We start from the raw sequence: 18,508 nt of genomic DNA on the forward strand, positions 1-18,508 counted from the left end.
CGCAGAGTGAGGCGACGATGACCGACGCGCAGCAGACCGAGCACGAGGCGCAGGACACCGAGCACGGCGGGCCCTCGGTCCCGCAGACCCGGACCGCCCGCCACCGCCGGATCGTGGACATCCTCAACCGGCAGCCGGTGCGCTCGCAGAGCCAGCTCGCCAGGCTCCTCGCCGACGACGGGCTGAGCGTCACCCAGGCGACGCTCTCCCGCGACCTCGACGAACTGGGCGCCGTGAAGATCCGCAACACCGGTGGTGAGCTGATCTACGCGGTGCCCAGCGAGGGCGGCTACCGCACACCACACGCGCCGCTCGGCGAGTCCGCCAAGGAGGAGCGGATGCGCAGACTCTCATCCGAGCTGCTGATCTCGGCGGAGGCCTCGGCGAATCTGGTGGTGCTGCGCACTCCGCCCGGCGCGGCCCAGTTCCTCGCGTCGGCCATCGACCAGGCCGAACTGCACGACATCCTGGGCACGATCGCCGGGGACGACACGCTGATGCTGATCAGCCGGGACCCGGCGGGCGGCCAGGCGCTCGCGGACCACCTCCTGCGGCTGGCGCAGAACCCGCGCTGAGCCGCGCCGAGCAACAGCGGGCCCCAGGGCGTCGGCCAATCCCTGGGACGCCGCTGGGCGTCCCTGGGCGTCAGTAACGGGTCAGGGCGGTCGGCCCCGACCGGGTGCCGATCGCGATGTGCGGACGGCGCCCGGGGACGGCCCAGCTGAGGATCCGGTCGACCGCGGCCGCCGGTACGGACACACAACCGTCGGTCGCGCCACTGCCGTTGACATGCAGGAAGATCCCGGCACCCCGGCCGTGCACCGGCCGCGCGTAGTTGTACCCGATGACGAACGCCCGGGCGTACTGCGTCGGATAGTTGCCCAGCCGCTCCGCGTCACCGGCCCGGCAGTCCGCGGGTAGCGGGTCCACCCAGCGGTTGTACGCACGGGACGAGTTGTCCTCGCACCACCACGAATCCGAGTTGACCGCCCGGTAGGGGTAACGGGTCCCGGCCGGGGCCGCCTTGATCCCGAAGGCGTACGGCAGGTCGAAGACGCCGGTGGGTGTGGTGGCCGTGCCCTGTCTGCGCTTCGCGCCGTCGGCCAGCCCCTTCGCGCCGAAGCGGGCCGCCGCGGAGCCTGCCTGGTGCCAGCTGCCGTCGCGCAGGTCCCACCAGGTCAGCCTGCCGGTGGTGGAGTGCGGGGCCGCGGCCTCCACGGTGATCAGCTGGGAGCCGCCGCCGGTGTCGGCGAGCTGTTCGGGCAGCGGACCGTCACCGGCGGGAACGGCCGCGAGAGAACCCGCGACGGCCAGCAGAACCGAACCTGCCACCAGGAATCTGCGCATGGTCCGGACCGTATGCGGCGGCTCGGCATCCCGCCCTCTCTGCTGCTCCGTACGGTCCAGTGGCGGTGTGCGGGCAGTGGTCCGCGGTGCCCTCTCACCGGGCCAGGCGTACTAGGCGGCGTTCCCGGCCTTCCGGGACCGGTACGACATCCAGGCCGCGACCAGCGCCCCGGACACGTTGTGCCAGACCGAGAAGATCGCCGCGGGCAGCGCCGCCAACGGGCTGAAGTGGGCGGTGGCCAGGGAAGCGGCCAGGCCCGAGTTCTGCATGCCCACCTCGAAGGCCATGGCCCGGCTCCCCGGCTTCCCGAGACCGGCTGCCTTGCCCGCTCCGTACCCGAGCAGCAGCCCGAGGCCGTTGTGGAGGACCACGGCGAGCAGCACCATCGCCGCCGCCGACTTGATCGCCGTAGCGCTGCCGCCCACCACGACCGCGACGATGACCGATACGGTGACGGCGGAGAGCCAGGGCAGCGCGCCAAGGACCCGGTTCACGTAACGGCCCGCCAGGAACCGCACCGCCAGCCCCGCGAGCACCGGCAGCAGCACCGTCTTGAGGATGTCGGTCATCATCGAGCCCGCGTCGACCGGCAGGTAGGCGCCCGCGAGCAGCAGCGTCAGCGGCGGCGTCACCAGCGGAGCGAGGACCGTCGAGACGGTGGCCACCGAGACGGAGAGGGCGACATCGCCGCGCGCCAGATAGGTGACCACGTTGGACGCCGTGCCGCTCGGCGCGCAGCCGACCAGGATGACGCCGGCTGCCAACTGCGGGGAGAGGCCGAGGACATGGGCGATCAGCCAGCCGAGTCCCGGCATGATCACATAGTGTGCGACCAGCCCGAGCGCCACAGCCCACGGCCGTTTCGCGACCCCCTGGAAGTCCACCTTGGTCATGGTCAGCCCCATGCAGAACATGACCACGCCCAGCAGATACGGGACGGAGAGGCTCCACCCGGCGAAGGTGCCCGGTGAAGCGAGACCTATCGCCCCCGCCACCAGGACGAGTACGGGGAAAACCGTGACGGCGCGACGGGCCGCGCGGTCGGTGGCGCCGGAGTCGGCCGTACCGGAGTGGGGTGTACCGGAGTCGGTGGCACCGGGTTCGGACGTACGGGCGGGACCGGAAGGGCCGGTCGGACCGGTGGATTCCTGGATCACTTGTTCGTTCTGCTGTTCGTTCTGCACCTGAGTGATGCAACGCTCCTCGCGCACTCCGCCGCAATCCCGTCTCGTTATGTGGTACTTACATCGACCGGGCGGGCAGTGCGGCCAGCCGCCCGGCGAGCGGGTCGTCACCGAGGAAAGCCACCAGCTCCGCGAGACCGGGTGCGGTCGCCGGGCCGCGTCGGGTCACCGCGAAGGCCGCCGACGCGTTGGCGCCACGCGCCGCCGACAGCGGGTCGAGCCCCCGGCCGAGCAGGGCGAGGAAGGCCCCGACATGGGCGTCGCCCGCCCCGTTGCTGTCGACCGCGTCCACCGGGAAGCCCGGAACGTGGACCGGCTGCGCACCGGGCGCCGCCAGCAGGCAGCCGTCCTTGTCGGCGCGCACCAGCACTCCCGCTCCAGGGGTGAGCCGCTCGCGCAGCGCGGCGGCGGCCAGGTGCGGATCCTCGTGCCCGGTCAGCAGCCGTCCCTCGCGGGCGTTGCAGCTGAGCCAGTCGGTCCGGGCCAGGACCGGGCCGAGGATCTCCCCGGGGATGTCGGCGACCAGTGGCCCCGGGTCGAAGCAGACCGTGACCCCGGCGGGCAGCCCGGCGGTGAAGCGGGCGAGCAGCGGGCCGTTCACCGGCATGACCAGGCCGTACCCGGAAAGCTGGACCGTGTCCCCGTCCCTGAGCCGCCCGGTCACCACGGCCAGTTCCGCCGCGGTCAGCCGCGCGTCGACCCCGAAGCTGGTCACGAACGTCCGCTCGCCACCGGCGTCCACCAGAGCGACGCAGAAGCCGGTGTCGCCGTCCTCGCGGACCGGCAGCACGGTACGCACGCCCTCCGCGGCCAGCGCCTCCCGTACGAGATCGCCGTTCGGGCCCGTACCGTGCAGCCCCGCGTACACCGCCTCCGTGCCCAGTCTGCTGGCAGCGACCAGGGTGTTGAATCCGCCGCCCGCCGTCCGGGACGCGTGCGAGCCGATGACGTCGCCGCCCCGCTCGGGCAGCGCGGGGATCCCGATCACCAGATCGACGATGACGTTTCCGGCGAGGACCAGACGGGGGTTCATCGGACGGCCTCCTCAAGGGCGGGCTCGGGGGCGGCGGTCACCGGGGAGCGGCGTCCGGCCAGCAGATAGACGGCGGCGCCGACGCCCATGGAGACGGCCCAGCCCAGTCCGTTGGTGCCGAACCAGCTCCCGGCCAGCGGACCGGAGAACCAGACGTCGTCCTTGCCGGTGGACGCCTCGGTGAAGAGGAGCCCGCCCACGATCGCGGCGACCCAGGCGAGGACCGCGGGCAGCCGGAAGCCGCCGGTGTACCAGTAGCGGCTGGTACGGGTGGTGTCCATCAGGGCCTGGTCGTCGTACGTACGGCCGCGCAGCGTGTCCACCGCGATCACCCCGATCCACGCCGAGATCGGCACGGCCAGCAGGGTCAGGAAGGTGGAGAAGGGGCCGTAGAAGTCACCGGCGATCAGCATGAAGTAGATGCCGCCGAGGAACATCAGGACGACGTCGACGAGCACCGCCGCGGCCCGCGGCACCTTCAGTCCCAGCGTGATCATTGTGAGGCCGGCCGAGTAGGTGGAGAGGTGGTTGGACATCAGGAGGCCGCCGAACGCCGCGATCAGGTACGGGATCGCCATCCAGGACGGCAGCATCGCGTTGATGGCGGCGACCGGGTCCGACGCCGTGGCGAGCGTCGGATCGCCCGCGGTGAGCAGCGATCCCAGCGAGATCAGCAGGACCAGCGGGATACCGGCGCCGAAGGCGGACGCGCTGATCAGCCGGGAGCCCGGCACCGAGCGTGGGAGGTAACGGGCGTAGTCCGCGCCCGCGTTGGCCCAGCCGATGCCGGTGCCCGCAGCGATGAACCCGATCCCCGCGATGACACCGCTGGTGGGACCGGTCGGAGCGTGCAGCACCTTGGACCAGTCGACGGTCGCGACCAGGAAGCCCATCACGATCAGGTTCAGCACACCGAAGAGGACCGTGGCCCACTTGTTGATCCACATGATGGTGGCGTGGCCGAGGCCGCTGATCAGCAGGGTGCAGGCGATGAAGACCAGCAGGCAGACCACGGTCAGCACGGTGTTCTTGTGCACCCCGAACGCGACCCCGAGCAGCGCCAGGAGTGCGTACGCGGCGGTGGTCGTCGTGATCGTCTCCCAGCCCACCCGGCTCAGCCAGGTGATCAGGGTCGGACCCGCGTTGCCGCGCTGCCCGAAGACCGCCCTGGACAGCGTGAGCGCGGGGGCTCCGCCCTTCTGGCCCGCGATGCTCAACGCGCCGACCAGCGCGAACGAGCCGAACGAACCGACGACGGCGACCAGCGCCGCCTGCCAGATGTTCAGGCCGCGGAAGGCGACAAGCGTCGCACCGAGGGGCAGCCCGAGCAGCGAGATATTGGCGGCGAACCAGGTCCAGAACATCTGGCCGGCGTGGCCATGGCGTTCGCTCTCGGGGACCGGTTCGATCCCCCGGGTCTCCACGGTGCCGACGCGAACGTTCTTCGTCGAAGCGGTCATGACGGAACCTCCTTGCACGGTGCGTAGCGGAAATGGGTGCGTAGCGGGAACGGGTGCGTTGCGGAATAGGGGCGGGGGCTCAGCGGAGCGCGAGGAGCCGCTCGGTCAGCGGCTCCAGTGCGAGCCCGTTGACGGCCCGGAGCGTGCGTACGGCGTCGGGGGGCAGCCCCGCCAGCCCGCTCACGGACCCGGCGACTGCGCCCGCGATGGCCCCGATCGTGTCGCTGTCACCGCCGAGATTGGCGGCGAGCAGGGTGCTGCGCCAGGGGTCGCCACCGGTCAGCGCCAGGACGGCGAAGGCCGCGGGGACGGACTCCTGGCTGGCCACGCTGGTGCCGATGAGTGCGACGATACGGTCGACGGCCTCGGCCTCGTCCAGTCCGCGCACCAGCTCGCGGGCCCAGGAGATCCGGGCGGAGATGTCCGCCCCGGCTATCCAGTTGCCCCGTGTGGCGCCCTCGCGGGCCGCGGTGACCGCCGCCGCGAAGGCGTCGTCGAGCGTACCCCCCGCGACACCGGTGCTCACCGCTGCCGCGACGGCCGCCGCGCCCGCGATACCCACGTTCGTATCGTGCGTGACCTGGCAGGACTCCACCACCCGGTCGAGGAAGCGCGGCAGCGGCTCCAGGCCGGTCGCGATGCCGACGGGGGTGACGCGCATGGCGGAGCCGTTGGTGGTGCCGTACTTGCCGGCCTCCTTGATGTCGGCCCCGCCCGCCACCGCGTCGAGAGCCGCCTTGGTGGAGGGCCCCAGCAGGTCGAAGGAGCCCTTGGCCTTCATCTCCTTCTCCCAGGCGAGCAGCTCCGCGGCGAACCGGAGCGGGTCGATGTGCCCGCCGCCCGCCACGAGCAGCCCGCCCACGATGACCGCCTGGTCGGTGTCGTCGGTGACCGAGCCCGCTGGCATCCCGGCGCTGACCGGGTTGTCGTGCTGTGCGGGTTCGAAGCCGGTGATGCTGCCGTAGACCCGTACGACGTCCTCGCGGGACATCACCTGGGTGGGCATGCCCAGGGCGTCCCCGAGCGCGAGGCCGTAGAAGGCGCCGAGGGCGCGGTCGAGCAGGTGCGGGTCGGTCATGCGTGGCCTCCTCGGCCGGTGGTGCGTACGTGCAGCTGGAACCTGGACGGGTCGAGCAGGCTGGTGACCTGCTCCACCACGGAGCCGTCCGCGGCCCGGAACACCTGGGACTGGTGGAGGAACGCCTCACCGGGCGAGCGGTGCAGCGTCGCGGCGTCGGCCCCGCTGATACCGGAGACCGAGATCCGGGCCTCGCCGGAGTCGGCGATCCGGCCCGCGGCGACGAGCGCCTTGTGCAGCGAACCGTCCTCCAGGCCGCGTTCGGGCAGTCCGGCGAGCGCGCCGACCGAGGGCACCCGGCTGCGCTCCAGCGAGATGCCGTGCCCGCCGGGCAGCCGCCTGACCCGGTCCAGCGCGATGAACTCGGCCGTCGCCAGACCGAGTTCGGCGGCGAGCGGCTGATCGGTGACCGTCTCGAACCGGAGCACATCGGTGGTCAGCTCAGTGCCCCGGTCGGCGAGGGCCTGGGTCCAGCCGAGCCGGTTGTCCAGGGGGGTCCCGTCGAAGGTGACGAACGAGCCGATTCCGGCGTGGGTGGCGATCAGTCCCTGCTCGCCGAGCTCGTTCAGGGCCTGCCGCACGGTGGTGCGGCTGACCCCGAAGCGCTCCCGCAGGGTGTGCTCGCCCGGCAGCTTGCTGCCGTCGGCGTGCACTCCGGCGCGGATCTCCTCGGCGAGGATGCGGGAGATGCGGTGATGCTTATGAACCTGTCCAGGCATGTCTAGAAACTAAGCGGAGCGCACCCCTCCAGTCCATGGTTCACGGCAAAAACTTTCCCGGGCTCATTTGATGGCTTCTCGGGGGCGTCTCTCACCAGCACTTTTGACAAGGCATACGGAACATTGCATAGTTATGCCTACCAGTGATCGCCCCGTAAGGAGAAGCCCGTGACCGAGCGCGTCGTACTCGCCTACTCGGGAGGCCTGGACACCTCTGTCGCCATCGGCTGGATCGCCGAGGAGACGGGCGCCGAGGTCATCGCCGTTGCGGTGGACGTCGGCCAGGGCGGCGAGGACCTGGACGTCATCCGCAAGCGCGCGCTCGCCTGCGGTGCGGTCGAAGCCGAGGTCGCCGACGCCAAGGACGAGTTCGCCGAGGAGTACTGCCTCCCGGCGATCAAGGCCAACGCGCTCTACATGGACCGCTATCCGCTGGTCTCGGCGCTCTCCCGGCCGACCATCGTCAAGCACCTCGCCGCCGCCGCCAGGAAGCACGGCGCCACCACGGTCGCCCACGGCTGCACCGGCAAGGGCAATGACCAGGTCCGCTTCGAGGCCGGCATCACCGCGCTCGGCCCCGACCTCAAGTGCATCGCGCCGGTCCGTGACTACGCGATGACCCGCGACAAGGCCATCGCCTTCTGCGAGGCGAAGGACCTCCCGATCGCGACGTCCAAGAAGTCCCCGTACTCCATCGACCAGAACGTCTTCGGACGCGCTGTCGAGACGGGCTTCCTCGAGGACATCTGGAACGCGCCGATCGAGGACGTGTACGAGTACACGGCGAACCCGGCGGAGCCGCGCGAGGCCGACGAGGTCGTCATCTCCTTCAAGGCGGGCGTCCCGGTAGCCATCGGCGGCAGCCCGGTCACCGTCCTGCAGGCGATCCAGCAGCTCAACGAGCGGGCCGGCGCCCAGGGCATCGGCCGGATCGACATGGTCGAGGACCGGCTCGTCGGCATCAAGTCCCGGGAGATCTACGAGGCGCCCGGCGCCATCGCGCTGATCACCGCCCACCAGGAGCTGGAGAACGTCACGGTCGAGCGCGAACTGGCCCGATACAAGCGGCAGGTCGAGCAGCGCTGGGGCGAGCTGGTCTACGACGGCCTGTGGTTCTCCCCGCTCAAGCGCGCCCTGGACGGCTTCATCAACGAGGCCAACCAGCACGTCACAGGCGACATCCGGATGACGATGCACGGCGGCCGCGCCACCGTCACCGGCCGTAAGTCCAGTGAGTCCCTGTACGACTTCAACCTGGCGACCTACGACTCGGGCGATACTTTCGACCAGTCCAAGGCGCAGGGCTTCATCGAGATCTTCGGCCTCTCCGCGAAGATCGCGGCCAAGCGCGACCTGGGCTGACCCGACCCGACCCGACTCGTACGGCGGCCGCCTCCCCGATCCTCCGCGGCGGGGTGGGGGTCCCCCCTGGCCTTGAGGCCTTGGGGGCTGCCGCGCATCCCGACCCTCTTGAGGAGCAACTCAGTGAGCAGCAACACCGGTGACGTCCGGCTCTGGGGCGGCCGATTCGCCGACGGCCCCGCCGAGGCGCTGGCCCAGCTGTCCGCCTCCGTCCACTTCGACTGGCGGCTCGCCCCGTACGACATCGCCGGCTCCCGCGCCCACGCCCGCGCGCTGCACACGGCCGGGCTGCTCACGGTGGACGAACTGGACCGGATGCAGGACGGACTCGACCGGCTGGCTGCGGACGTCGCCGACGGATCGTTCACCGGCACCGTCGCCGACGAGGACGTCCACACCGCGCTGGAGCGCGGACTCCTGGAGCGCGTCGGTCCAGACCTCGGCGGCAAGCTGCGGGCGGGCCGGTCCCGCAACGACCAGATCGCCACCCTCTTCCGGATGTACCTCCGCGACCACGCCCGGACCATCGGCGGTCTGATCGCCGGTCTCCAGGACGCGCTGGTCGGCCTCGCCGAGGCGCACCCGGACGTGGCGATGCCCGGCCGCACCCACCTCCAGCACGCCCAGCCCGTCCTCTTCGCCCATCATGTGCTGGCCCACGTCCAGTCGCTGGCCCGGGACGCCGAGCGGCTGCGCCAGTGGGACGACCGCACCGCGGTCTCGCCGTACGGGTCGGGGGCGCTCGCCGGGTCCTCGCTGGGGCTCGACCCCGAAGCGGTCGCGGCGGACCTCGGCTTCGAGCGCGGCTCGGCCGGAAACTCGATCGACGGCACCGCCTCGCGGGACTTCGCCGCCGAGTTCGGCTTCATCACGGCGATGATCGGCGTCAACCTCTCCCGGATCGCCGAGGAGATCATCATCTGGAACACGAAGGAGTTCTCCTTCGTCACCCTCCACGACGCCTTCTCGACCGGCTCGTCGATCATGCCGCAGAAGAAGAACCCGGACATCGCGGAGCTGGCGCGCGGCAAGTCCGGCCGGCTGATCGGCAATCTGACGGGGCTGCTTGCCACCCTCAAGGCGCTGCCGCTCGCGTACAACCGCGACCTCCAGGAGGACAAGGAGCCGGTCTTCGACTCCTGCGACCAGCTGGAGGTCCTGCTTCCCGCTTTCACCGGCATGATGGCGACCCTGACCGTGCACCGCGAGCGGCTGGAGGAGCTGGCGCCCGCGGGCTTCTCGCTCGCCACCGACATCGCCGAGTGGCTGGTCAGGCAGGGTGTGCCGTTCCGGGTCGCCCACGAGGTCGCCGGTGAGTGCGTCAAGGAGTGCGAGCGGCACGGCGTCGAGCTCGACCAGCTCACGGACGAGCAGTTCGCGAAGATCTCCGAGCATCTGACCCCCGAGGTCCGTACGGTGCTCGACGTCCCCGGCGCGCTGGCCTCCCGCAGCGGTCGCGGCGGCACCGCACCCTCGGCGGTCGCGGCACAGCTCATCGAGGTCAAGGCGAATCTGGTCATCCAGCACGCCTGGGCAGCGGCGAAGAAGTAGCTCTTCCGCTCCGCCACCGGGGCCGACAGCGCCCGGCACCTCCACCCGGGTGCCGGGCGCTGTCGTGCGTGATCGTGGGTAGGGGTGTCAGGGACCGCATCCCCCGAACCGCGCAGGGAGCCCCCGATGCCCTTCGCCCGCCTCACGGCAGCGACCACCCCCACGGCCCACATCGGACTCGGTCTGGCAGCCGTGGGCAGGCCGGGCTACATCAACCTCGGCCGCGACCAGGACCTGCCCGCCGACCGCACCCCGGAGACCATGCTCGCCCGTACGCATGAACTCCTGGACGCCGCCTACGCGCAGGGCGTGCGCTACTTCGACGTCGCGCGCTCCTACGGCCGTGCCGAGGAGTTCCTCGCCGAGTGGCTGCACGCCAGGCCCGCCGTCCAGGACGTCGTGATCGGCAGCAAGTGGGGGTACACCTACACCGCCGACTGGCGCACCGACGCCGAGGTCCACGAGGTCAAGGACCACAGCGCCGCCACCTTCGACCGGCAGCGCACCGAGACCGGGACGCTGCTCGGGGAACGGCTCGACCTCTACCAGATCCACTCCCTGACCGCCGACAGTCCGGCCCTGACCGACACCGGACTGCACGCCCGGCTTGCCGCACTCGCGGCGGACGGGGTGACCATCGGGTTCTCCACCAGCGGCCCCGCCCAGGCGGACACCGTCCGGGCCGCGCTCGGCGTCACGGTCGACGGCGAACCGCTCTTCCGCGCGGTGCAGAGCACCTACAACCTGCTGGACCCCTCGGTGGGAGAGGCACTGGCGGAGGCCCACGAGGCGGGGCTCTCCGTGATCGTCAAGGAGGCGGTGGCCAACGGCCGTCTCGCCGGCCGCGCCGCGCCCGCCCCGCTGCGGGACATCGCCGAGGAGACCGGTACGACCCCCGACGCCGTCGCGCTGGCCGCGATCCTGCGCCGGCCCTGGGCGACGGTGGTGCTCTCCGGGGCGGCCACCGCCGTACAGCTGTCGGCCAACCTGCACGCGGCGGTGGCCGACGTCGGCGACGAGCAGCTGGAGCGGCTGGCCGGACTGCGGGAGGAGCCCGCCGCGTACTGGGAGGAGCGGGCGAAACTGCCCTGGCACTGACGGCCCGGAGCCGGTCTTCGCCTCACGCGCTCAGGACGGGTCGAAGAGCGCGCTCACGGATTCGCCGTTGTGGATCCGCCGCATCGCCTCGGCCAGCGCCGGGGCGATGGAGAGGACCGTGAGCTTGTCGGTGTGCTCACCGGGCGGTATCGGCACGGTGTTCGTGCAGACGATCTCCAGCACATCGGGCTGGTCCGAGAGCCGCCTGAGCGCTCCGGCGGCGAAGAGCCCGTGCGTACAGGCCACCCGGATCGACCTGGCTCCCAACTCGCGGAGCCGGTCGAGGAGTTCCAGTACGGTGCTGCCCTTGGCGATCTCGTCATCCAGCACGATGACGTCGCGCCCCGCGACCTCGCCGATGACGGAGCTGATGGCCACCCGGTCGTCGGCGAAACGCTGTTTGGCGCCCGCCGCCACCTGTACGCCCAGCATCCGCGCGAAGGCCGCCGCCTCCTTGGCGTTGCCGAGGTCCGGCGAGACGACCGTGGTGCGCGAGACGTCGTAGCCGCGGAAGTGCGCGGCCAGCTCGCGCAGGGCGTGCAGATGGTCCACCGGCACCGAGAAGAACCCGTGCACCTGGGGCGAGTGCAGGGTCAGCGCCAGCACCCGGCTCGCCCCGGAGTTCACCAGCAGGTCGGCCACCAGCCGGCCCCCGATGGAGATCCGCGGCGCGTCCTTCTTGTCCGAACGGGCGTAGGCGTAGTGCGGCATCACCACGGTGATCCGGCCGGCCGACGCGCCACGGGCCGCGTCGCACATCAGCAGCAGCTCGACAAGGTTCTCCTGCACCGGGGTGACCAGGGGCTGGATCAGGAAGACGTCGCGTTCACGGCAGTTGGCCTGGAGCTGGACCTCCAGGCAGTCGTTGGCGAACCGGTTGACCCGCACCGGGCTCAGGGGTACGCCCAGATGCGCGGTGACCTCCTCGGCCAATTCGGGGTGGGCGCTACCGCTGAACACAGCGATGTCTCGCACGAACCGCTCCTTGAATGGTCGAGTTCCGACGAAGCGCCGTCGGAGTTCCGTCGGAGTCCGTCGGAGTGTCATCGAATTTTTCCGTCGGACCGGCGTATCGCGCCCATGCTACTGGCCGATCTCGGTGAGACATGGCTGTCTCATTGTGGTTATGGTTGTCTCATGACTGTCGACCGGGACCAGGTGCTGCGCACCGCCGCCACCCTGCTCACCCGTAAGGCGACCGCCACCATGGACGAGGTCGCCAGGGCCGCCGGCATCGGCAGGGCCACCCTCCACCGGCACTTCGCCGGCCGGGACGCGCTGGTCAGGGCCCTGGAGGAGTTCGGCATCGCGGAGTTCGAGGCAGCGCTCGACGCGGCCAGGACCGACGAGGGACCGGCCGTGGAGGCGCTGCGGCGCCTGATCGCCGAGGTCCAGCCCGCCGCCGGGCTGCTCGCCTTCCTCGTCACCGAGAACGAACTCTTCGAGGGCGAAGGGGTGAACGAGGGCTGGGCCCGGCTCGACGCCCGGGTCTGCGCCCTCTTCCGGCGCGGCCAGGAGGCCGGGGAGCTCCGGATCGACCTCACCCCCGCCTGGCTGACCGAGGCGTTCTACGGGCTCATCGGCACCTGCGCCTGGGCGATACAGGACGGCCGGGTGGCGGCAAATGACTTCTCTTACATGATCGCCGAGTTGCTGCTCGGCGGCGCACAACGGAGCGTGGAGCAATGACCGGTACCACCCGGCGGACGAACGACTCCGGGGCCACCAGCGGCCCCGGCCGCTGGCTCGCCCTCGGTGTGCTCGTACTCGCCGTGCTGCTGGTCGCGGTCGACGCGACGGTGCTCGGCCTGGCGACACCCTTCCTGAGCGAGGACCTCAAGCCGTCGGGCACCCAACTGCTGTGGATCGGCGACATCTACTCGTTCGTCATCGCGGGGCTGCTGGTCTCCATGGGCAGCCTCGGAGACCGGATCGGCCGCAAGAAACTGCTGCTCAGCGGTGCTGTCGCCTTCGGCGGGGTCTCCGTGCTGAACGCCTACGCGAACAGCCCCGAGATGATGATCGCCGCCCGGGCGCTGCTCGGCGTCGCGGGCGCCACGCTGATGCCGTCCACCCTCGCGCTGATCCGCAACATCTTCCACGACCCGAAGGAGCGCAGCCTCGCCGTCGGGATCTGGGGCGCGGCCGCTTCGGCCGGTACCGCGGTCGGCCCGGTGGTCGGCGGGTTCCTGCTGGAGAACTTCTGGTGGGGCTCGGTCTTCCTCATCAACCTGCCGGTGATGCTGGTGCTCGTCCTGGTCGGCATCAAGGTGCTGCCCGAGTCGCGCGACCCGCACCCCGGCCCGTGGGACCTGCCCAGTGTGGGCCTCTCACTGGTCGGCGTGATGGCCGTGGTGTACGCGGTGAAGGAGGCGGCGGCCAACGGTTTCCACTGGGACAACCTGGCGGCCGGGCTCGTCGGTGTGCTGGCCCTGCTCTGGTTCTCCCGTCGCCAGCTGACCCTGGAATCGCCGCTGCTCGACATGCGGCTCTTCCACCACCGCGGCTTCTCCGGCGCGGTCCTGGCCGATCTGCTGACCATTCTCGGCCTCTCCGGTCTGGTTTTCTTCCTCTCGCAGTTCCTCCAGCTGGTGCAGGGGCGCTCCCCGCTGGCCGCCGGGCTGATCGAACTCCCCGCCGCGGTGGGAGCGGTCGGCACCGGGCTGATGGCCGGCTACGTGGCACGCCGGGCTTCGGTCCGCAGCGCGGTGGCCGGCGGTCTGACGGCGGTCGCGGTGGCCCTCGCGGGCTGTGTGTGGGTCAGTGCCTCGACCGGTGTGGTGGGGCTGGGCCTTGCCCTGTTCTTCGGCGGGCTCGGAGCGGGCCTGGCCTTCACCGTGACCTCCGACGTCCTGCTCTCCAGCGTCCCCAAGGACCAGGCGGGCGCGGCGTCCGCCGTGTCCGAGACCGCGTACGAACTGGGTACGGCGCTGGGGATCGCCCTGCTCGGCTCCGTGGTCACCGGGATCTACCGGGGCTTCTCCATCCCGCACGGGGTCCCCGCCGACGCCGCCGTCGCGGCCCATGAGTCGCTCGGCGGCGCCGTCGAGACGGCGAAGACCCTGCCGCACGACCAGGCAACCGCGCTGATCTCCTCCGCCCAGGAGGCCTTCACGCACGGCTTCCAGGCGGCTGCCGCGGTGGGCTCCGTCGTCCTGTTCGCCACCGCGGTGACGTCGTGGTTCCTGCTCAGGGGGCAGAAGCTCGGCATGTGACGGAGACCGGCGCCCCTTGATACATACGGCCTGATCCAGACGGCCTGGCGCATATGGCCTGGTACTTACGGCGGAGGGCCACACCGGAGCGTTCCGGTGTGGCCCTCCGCCGCAAGTACCAGGGGCGCCGGGTCAGGCGGCGGCCTTCGCCTTCGTGGCGTAGATGTCGACGTACTCCTGACCGGAGAGACGCATGACCTCGGCCATCACCGAGTCCGTGACCGCGCGCAGCACATAGCGGTCGCGGTCCATGCCGTCGTAGCGCGAGAACTCCATCGGCTCACCGAAGCGGACCGTGACCTTGCCGGGTCGCGGCAGGCCCGAGCCGTTCGGCTGGAGCTTGTCCGTACCGATCATCGCGAACGGCACCACGGGCGCGCCCGTCATCAGCGTGAGTCGCGCGATGCCCGTACGGCCGCGGTACAGCCGGCCGTCGGGGGAGCGGGTGCCCTCCGGGTAGATGGAGAACGCCTTGCCGTCCTCCAGCACCTGACGGCCGGTCATCAGGGCGGCGACACCGCCGCGTCCGCCGTCGCGGTCCACCGGGATCATCCCGACACCGGTGAAGAACCAGGCCATCAGACGGCCCTTCAGGCCCTTGCCCGTGACGTACTCGTCCTTGCCGATGAAAAAGACCTGCCGCTGGAGGCAGATCGGCATGATCATCGAGTCGATGAACGTGAGGTGATTGCCGGCGAGGATGACCGGACCCGTCCCGGGGATGTTCTCGGCGCCCTCCACCCGCGGGCGGAACATCAGACGCATGATCGGTCCGAGCACTGCCTTGATGAGTGCGAGTCGGGACAACGGTTCCTCCGGAGTCGGGGCTGGGCGGCCACGGTGAAGTATGTGCAGGTCGGTACGGTACTCGCGCGCTGTGGCAAGGCGCACATCGGGTTCACCCCATTGATGCGCCGTGTTGACGCGAGTTCGAGCCGTGTTCTGCGCTGTTCCACCCCACGTTAGGCGCAACTCCCTACCATCGGGCCCTTCAGCGTCGGCAGGTGCGGGACATCACAGCGAGGAGTGCCCATGTCACAAGACGGACAGACAGGACCCGGACGGCGCACACTGCTCGGCGCGGCGGTGCTCGGCACGGCCGCGCTTGGGCTCTCCGGTACGGCGAACGCCGCAGCGCCGGGCCCCGGCCACGGCGCCTCATACAAGGACCTGCCCGTGCCCACGGTCATCGGTCACCGCGGGACGGCGGGCTACCGCCCCGAGCACACGCTCGGTTCGTACCAGCACGCTCTCGACCTCGGCGCCGACATCATCGAGCAGGACCTGGTGCCCACCAGGGACGGGCACCTCGTCTGCCGTCATGAGAACGACATCTCCGCGACCACGGACGTCTCGGCGCACCCGCGGTTCGCGGACCGCAGGACCACGAAGTCGGTCGACGGGACGGCGGTCACCGGATGGTTCACCGAGGACTTCACCCTCGCCGAACTCCGGACGCTGCGGGCCAAGGAGCGCATTCCGGCCAATCGCCAGCACAACACGCTCTACGACGGCCGCTGGCCGGTCCCCACCTTCGAAGAGGTGCTGCGCTGGGCGGAGCAGAAGGGCCGCGAGCGCGGCCGGCCGGTCTGGCTCTACACCGAGACCAAGCACCCCACCTACTTCCGCGGGCTCGGCCTCGGTCTTGAGGAGCGCCTGGTCGCACTGTTGCGCAAGTACGGCCGGGACCGGCGAGGTTCCCCGCAGTTCGTCCAGTCCTTCGAGCCGGGCTCCATCCAGCGCCTCGCCCGGCTCGCCGGCACCCCGGGCATCGTGCTGCTCTCCGATCCGGCGAGCCGGCCCTGGGACTTCGTGCGGTCGGGGGACCCGCGCACGGTCGCCGACCTCCAGACACCGGCGGGCCTGGAGTGGATCGCCTCCTACGCCCAGGGCATCGGCCCCACGCTCGACTCGGTCATCCCGAAGGACCAGGACGGCCGGCTCACCGAGCCGACCACCCTGGTACGGGACGCCCATGCGCAGGGCCTGCTCCTCCACCCGTACACGATGCGCAACGAGAACACCTTCCTGCCCGCGGACTTCCGGCGCGGTACGGACCCGAACGCCTACGGCGACGCCTTCGGCGCGTTCCGGGCGTACTTCGCGACGGGCATCGACGGGGTCTTCTCCGACAACGCGGACACGGCGCTGCTCGCGGCCGCCGACCACCGCGGCCGCTGATCCCTCTCCTTCCCGTACGGGTGAGATACCGCCGCCGGGGCAACCGCGCCCGGCGGCGGCCGCGTCCCGCCCGGCATGGATCTCGTCACCGAACTGAGCCCGCTGCTCGCGGCCGAGGCGGCAGCCGAAGCCGCCGCGGCCGGAGTGGACCCCGCCGATCTCGAACAGGCCGTCTGGGTAAGGCTGCTGGAACAGACCCCCGCCGAACCCCGGCGCTGGGTCCGTTCCGCCGTACGGGCCGAGGCGCGCCGGGCGCGGCGGCGGGCCAGGCGGGAACTGCCGTACGCCGTCGAGCCGTACGCGGACCCCGAGGCCCGGCCCGAGCGCGCCGTGCTCGCCGCCGAGCGGCGCCGCGCGGTGCGGGCGGCCGTGAGCCGGACGCCCGGGCGCTGCCCCCGGCTGCTCACCGCGATGCTTTCGCCCGCAGACCCCACCTACCGGGAGATCGCAGGGGAGTTGGGTATGTCACAGGGGAGTCTTGGGCCGGTTCGTTCCCGATGTCTTGGATGTCTGCGGAGAATGCTGACGGCGGAGGTTGCGGGCGGGGACCGATGGGGAAAGGAGCGTTAGACATCCGGTGAACAGGTGAGCGGGAGGCATGCGCACATGGGCATGAGCGTGACCATCTCAGCGGCGACCGCGCAGGACGCCGAGCAGATTCTGAAACTCCAGTACCTGTGTTACCAGAGCGAGGCCGAGCTCTACGGCGACTACTCCATCGAGCCGCTCACCCAGACCCTCGACGCGCTGCGGGCCGAACTCGCCGGAGGCCACGGGCTGGTGGCGCGCCTGGGTGACGAGGTGGTGGCCTCGGTACGCGGCGGGGTGGACGCGTCGGGCACGGCCCGGATAGCCAAGCTGATCGTCCATCCGAGGATGCAGCGGCACGGCATCGGCGGCCGGCTGCTCACCGCCATCGAGGGCAAGTTCGCGGCTGACCCGGCCGCCCGGCGCTTCCAGCTGTTCACCGGCCACCGGAGCGAGGGCAATCTGCGGTTGTACCGCAGCCACGGATACGTACCGGTCTCGACCGAGCGCACCGGCGCGGTTCCGGTGGTGACGCTGGAGAAGGAGGCCGGGGCCGGCGCGTATGTGAAGAGCGCCTGACCCGGGCCGTGTTGCGTGGGGGCGTCAGCGCCTGGCGGCCCTGCGCAGCCACAGCATGCCCAGCACCGGAAGGATCACCGGGATGAAGAGGTAGCCCATCCCGTAGTCCGACCAGACCGTGGCGTCCGGGAACGAGCCGGGAGAGGCCAGCGTCCAGCTGCCGACGACCAGGACGAAGACCAGCTCGGCGGCGCAGCACACCAGCGCCGCCCGGCGGGCCTTCTCACCGCCGCGCACCAGCGAGTAGGTGATGAAGCCGTACACCAGGGCCGCCACGGCCGACAGCGAGTAGGCCAGCGGCGCCTTCCCGAAGTCCATGATCATCTGGACGACCGAGCGGGAGGCCGCCGCGACCGTGAACACCCCGTAGAACCAGACGAGTACCCGGCCGGGACCGGTGCCCAGCTCGTACCGGGGCTTCTCCTCAGCTGTGGTCATCGTCAGTTTCCCCAGATGTCGTAGAGCCGGACTTCCAGCACGGCCAGGACCACCGCGCCCGCGACGACCGTCACCGATCCCCAGCGGGTCCGCTCGGTCAGCGAGAGGAACCCGGCGGCGGGCACAGCGGCGAAGGCGCCGATCAAGTACGCGATGAAGATCGCCTTGCCCTGCTCGGGCTGCTCGCCGCGGGCCAGCTGCACGATGCCGATCACCAGCTGCGCCAGGGCCAGGACCGAGACGACGGCCATACCGATGAAGTGCCAGTCCTTCGTGGGCTGGTCCCGGTAGGCGGCGTAACCGCACCAGGCGGCGAGGGCGAGCGCGGCCACGATGACCGCGACCGTCAGGGCGAAAAGCATGGAGCTGAGGGTATTACGGCGCGGAGCGCCCCCCGCGCGCGGCCCCGGGGCGGAACTCGGCCGCTCGCCCCCGTGGTCGCGGGACCCTCCCCGCGCGGCCCCGGCGCCCGGCCGCGATCAAGCTCGTGGCCTTGGCCACAGCGCAGACCCCCCGCGGTCCGTGCGCGCCAACCGCCCGCGCTCCGCTCCGTACGGTGTCGCCGCAGGTCGGAACCGTTTCGCGGGTGGCGGGCGGCTGTCCCGCAGTACGTCCACGGCCGTCCGTTATACGGACAAGCGTGCCCGGGTCATCCTCACTTCTGCTTTACTTGCCCGCATGACCACGACGAGCAGCCGCACCCTTGCGACCGAGGCGATCAGCACGCCCGGTGC

At 71.0% G+C, this 18,508-nt stretch carries 19 protein-coding genes; 9 read left to right on the top strand and 10 right to left on the bottom strand.

Annotated features, from left to right (window positions below):
* The first annotated feature begins 17 nt into the window (after nt 1-17).
* The gene (locus OG452_RS29510) at nt 18-575 is read left to right on the top strand and encodes an arginine repressor (RefSeq protein ID WP_327298599.1); all 558 of its coding nucleotides are present in this window, start codon (nt 18-20) and stop codon (nt 573-575) included.
* 70 nt (nt 576-645) lie between these two features.
* Here the strand turns inward: OG452_RS29510 and OG452_RS29515 are convergent, their stop codons facing one another.
* From OG452_RS29515 to OG452_RS29540, 6 genes are all read right to left on the bottom strand, one after another.
* Entirely contained in the window at nt 646-1,347 is a 702-nt protein-coding gene (locus tag OG452_RS29515) for a L,D-transpeptidase family protein (protein WP_327298600.1), read from the bottom strand.
* A 111-nt stretch (nt 1,348-1,458) separates the two neighbouring features.
* Nucleotides 1,459-2,346 carry a bile acid:sodium symporter family protein gene (locus OG452_RS29520; protein ID WP_327299824.1) on the bottom strand — a complete coding sequence of 296 codons (888 nt, stop codon included), beginning with the start codon at nt 2,344-2,346 and terminating at the stop codon, nt 1,459-1,461.
* A 244-nt stretch (nt 2,347-2,590) separates the two neighbouring features.
* A complete protein-coding gene (locus OG452_RS29525) occupies nt 2,591-3,565 on the bottom strand; it encodes a PfkB family carbohydrate kinase (RefSeq protein WP_327298601.1) in 975 nt (324 codons plus the stop codon).
* Nucleotides 3,562-5,025 (bottom strand): purine-cytosine permease family protein, encoded by a 1,464-nt coding sequence (locus tag OG452_RS29530; protein ID WP_327298602.1) that lies wholly within the window; start codon nt 5,023-5,025, stop codon nt 3,562-3,564. Before OG452_RS29530 ends, OG452_RS29525 begins: the two co-directional genes overlap by 4 nt.
* A gap of 79 nt (nt 5,026-5,104) precedes the next feature.
* Entirely contained in the window at nt 5,105-6,103 is a 999-nt protein-coding gene (locus tag OG452_RS29535) for an ADP-ribosylglycohydrolase family protein (protein ID WP_327298603.1), read from the bottom strand.
* The gene (locus OG452_RS29540; protein WP_327298604.1) at nt 6,100-6,822 is read right to left on the bottom strand and encodes a GntR family transcriptional regulator; all 723 of its coding nucleotides are present in this window, start codon (nt 6,820-6,822) and stop codon (nt 6,100-6,102) included. The genes OG452_RS29535 and OG452_RS29540 overlap by 4 nt, the downstream gene beginning before the upstream one ends.
* A gap of 168 nt (nt 6,823-6,990) precedes the next feature.
* Between OG452_RS29540 and OG452_RS29545 the strand changes: the two genes are divergently transcribed.
* The 3 genes from OG452_RS29545 to OG452_RS29555 all read left to right on the top strand — a co-directional run bounded on the left by OG452_RS29545 (nt 6,991) and on the right by OG452_RS29555 (nt 10,833).
* Complete coding sequence (locus OG452_RS29545) at nt 6,991-8,184, top strand: argininosuccinate synthase (protein WP_327298605.1); 1,194 nt, start codon at nt 6,991-6,993, stop codon at nt 8,182-8,184.
* Nucleotides 8,185-8,307: 123 nt separating this feature from the next.
* Nucleotides 8,308-9,735 (top strand): argininosuccinate lyase, encoded by a 1,428-nt coding sequence (gene argH, locus OG452_RS29550; RefSeq protein ID WP_327298606.1) that lies wholly within the window; start codon nt 8,308-8,310, stop codon nt 9,733-9,735.
* A gap of 126 nt (nt 9,736-9,861) precedes the next feature.
* Entirely contained in the window at nt 9,862-10,833 is a 972-nt protein-coding gene (locus OG452_RS29555; RefSeq protein ID WP_327298607.1) for an aldo/keto reductase, read from the top strand.
* A gap of 30 nt (nt 10,834-10,863) precedes the next feature.
* Here the strand turns inward: OG452_RS29555 and OG452_RS29560 are convergent, their stop codons facing one another.
* A complete protein-coding gene (locus tag OG452_RS29560) occupies nt 10,864-11,808 on the bottom strand; it encodes a ribose-phosphate diphosphokinase (protein ID WP_327298608.1) in 945 nt (314 codons plus the stop codon).
* Nucleotides 11,809-11,970: 162 nt separating this feature from the next.
* Here OG452_RS29560 and OG452_RS29565 point away from each other — a divergent pair, with 162 nt between their 5' ends.
* Nucleotides 11,971-12,522, top strand: coding sequence for a TetR/AcrR family transcriptional regulator (locus tag OG452_RS29565; RefSeq protein ID WP_327298609.1), 552 nt, complete (start codon nt 11,971-11,973; stop codon nt 12,520-12,522).
* Nucleotides 12,519-14,048 carry an MFS transporter gene (locus OG452_RS29570; RefSeq protein ID WP_327298610.1) on the top strand — a complete coding sequence of 510 codons (1,530 nt, stop codon included), beginning with the start codon at nt 12,519-12,521 and terminating at the stop codon, nt 14,046-14,048. Before OG452_RS29565 ends, OG452_RS29570 begins: the two co-directional genes overlap by 4 nt.
* A gap of 132 nt (nt 14,049-14,180) precedes the next feature.
* Here the strand turns inward: OG452_RS29570 and OG452_RS29575 are convergent, their stop codons facing one another.
* On the bottom strand, nt 14,181-14,855 hold the full coding sequence (locus OG452_RS29575) for a lysophospholipid acyltransferase family protein (RefSeq protein ID WP_327298611.1): 675 nt from the start codon (nt 14,853-14,855) through the stop codon (nt 14,181-14,183).
* Nucleotides 14,856-15,080: 225 nt separating this feature from the next.
* On the opposite strand from OG452_RS29575, the gene OG452_RS29580 reads away from it, so the two are divergent.
* The 3 genes from OG452_RS29580 to OG452_RS29590 all read left to right on the top strand — a co-directional run bounded on the left by OG452_RS29580 (nt 15,081) and on the right by OG452_RS29590 (nt 17,336).
* Nucleotides 15,081-16,229 (top strand): glycerophosphodiester phosphodiesterase, encoded by a 1,149-nt coding sequence (locus tag OG452_RS29580; RefSeq protein WP_327298612.1) that lies wholly within the window; start codon nt 15,081-15,083, stop codon nt 16,227-16,229.
* A 75-nt stretch (nt 16,230-16,304) separates the two neighbouring features.
* Entirely contained in the window at nt 16,305-16,799 is a 495-nt protein-coding gene (locus tag OG452_RS29585; protein WP_327298613.1) for a sigma-70 family RNA polymerase sigma factor, read from the top strand.
* A 36-nt stretch (nt 16,800-16,835) separates the two neighbouring features.
* On the top strand, nt 16,836-17,336 hold the full coding sequence (locus tag OG452_RS29590) for a GNAT family N-acetyltransferase (protein ID WP_327299825.1): 501 nt from the start codon (nt 16,836-16,838) through the stop codon (nt 17,334-17,336).
* Nucleotides 17,337-17,360: 24 nt separating this feature from the next.
* Here the strand turns inward: OG452_RS29590 and OG452_RS29595 are convergent, their stop codons facing one another.
* Both OG452_RS29595 and OG452_RS29600 read right to left on the bottom strand, forming a co-directional pair.
* Nucleotides 17,361-17,774 (bottom strand): hypothetical protein, encoded by a 414-nt coding sequence (locus OG452_RS29595; RefSeq protein WP_327298614.1) that lies wholly within the window; start codon nt 17,772-17,774, stop codon nt 17,361-17,363.
* A gap of 2 nt (nt 17,775-17,776) precedes the next feature.
* Entirely contained in the window at nt 17,777-18,136 is a 360-nt protein-coding gene (locus tag OG452_RS29600) for a hypothetical protein (protein ID WP_327298615.1), read from the bottom strand.
* Nucleotides 18,137-18,508 lie beyond the last annotated feature (372 nt).

This window comes from Streptomyces sp. NBC_01197, assembly GCF_036010505.1.
Lineage (GTDB): Bacteria > Actinomycetota > Actinomycetes > Streptomycetales > Streptomycetaceae > Streptomyces.

Bases quoted from the DNA above. Each gene is read 5' to 3' on its own strand.
- OG452_RS29570 (WP_327298610.1), top strand. From the start codon at position 12,519: ATGACCGGTACCACCCGGCGGACGAACGACTCCGGGGCCACCAGCGGC.
- OG452_RS29585 (WP_327298613.1), top strand. From the start codon at position 16,305: ATGGATCTCGTCACCGAACTGAGCCCGCTGCTCGCGGCCGAGGCGGCA.
- OG452_RS29515 (WP_327298600.1), bottom strand. From the start codon at position 1,347: ATGCGCAGATTCCTGGTGGCAGGTTCGGTTCTGCTGGCCGTCGCGGGT.
- OG452_RS29525 (WP_327298601.1), bottom strand. From the start codon at position 3,565: ATGAACCCCCGTCTGGTCCTCGCCGGAAACGTCATCGTCGATCTGGTG.
- OG452_RS29530 (WP_327298602.1), bottom strand. From the start codon at position 5,025: ATGACCGCTTCGACGAAGAACGTTCGCGTCGGCACCGTGGAGACCCGG.
- OG452_RS29510 (WP_327298599.1), top strand. From the start codon at position 18: ATGACCGACGCGCAGCAGACCGAGCACGAGGCGCAGGACACCGAGCAC.
- OG452_RS29580 (WP_327298612.1), top strand. From the start codon at position 15,081: ATGTCACAAGACGGACAGACAGGACCCGGACGGCGCACACTGCTCGGC.
- OG452_RS29590 (WP_327299825.1), top strand. From the start codon at position 16,836: ATGGGCATGAGCGTGACCATCTCAGCGGCGACCGCGCAGGACGCCGAG.
- OG452_RS29555 (WP_327298607.1), top strand. From the start codon at position 9,862: ATGCCCTTCGCCCGCCTCACGGCAGCGACCACCCCCACGGCCCACATC.
- OG452_RS29535 (WP_327298603.1), bottom strand. From the start codon at position 6,103: ATGACCGACCCGCACCTGCTCGACCGCGCCCTCGGCGCCTTCTACGGC.
- OG452_RS29600 (WP_327298615.1), bottom strand. From the start codon at position 18,136: ATGCTTTTCGCCCTGACGGTCGCGGTCATCGTGGCCGCGCTCGCCCTC.
- OG452_RS29540 (WP_327298604.1), bottom strand. From the start codon at position 6,822: ATGCCTGGACAGGTTCATAAGCATCACCGCATCTCCCGCATCCTCGCC.
- OG452_RS29565 (WP_327298609.1), top strand. From the start codon at position 11,971: ATGACTGTCGACCGGGACCAGGTGCTGCGCACCGCCGCCACCCTGCTC.
- OG452_RS29595 (WP_327298614.1), bottom strand. From the start codon at position 17,774: ATGACCACAGCTGAGGAGAAGCCCCGGTACGAGCTGGGCACCGGTCCC.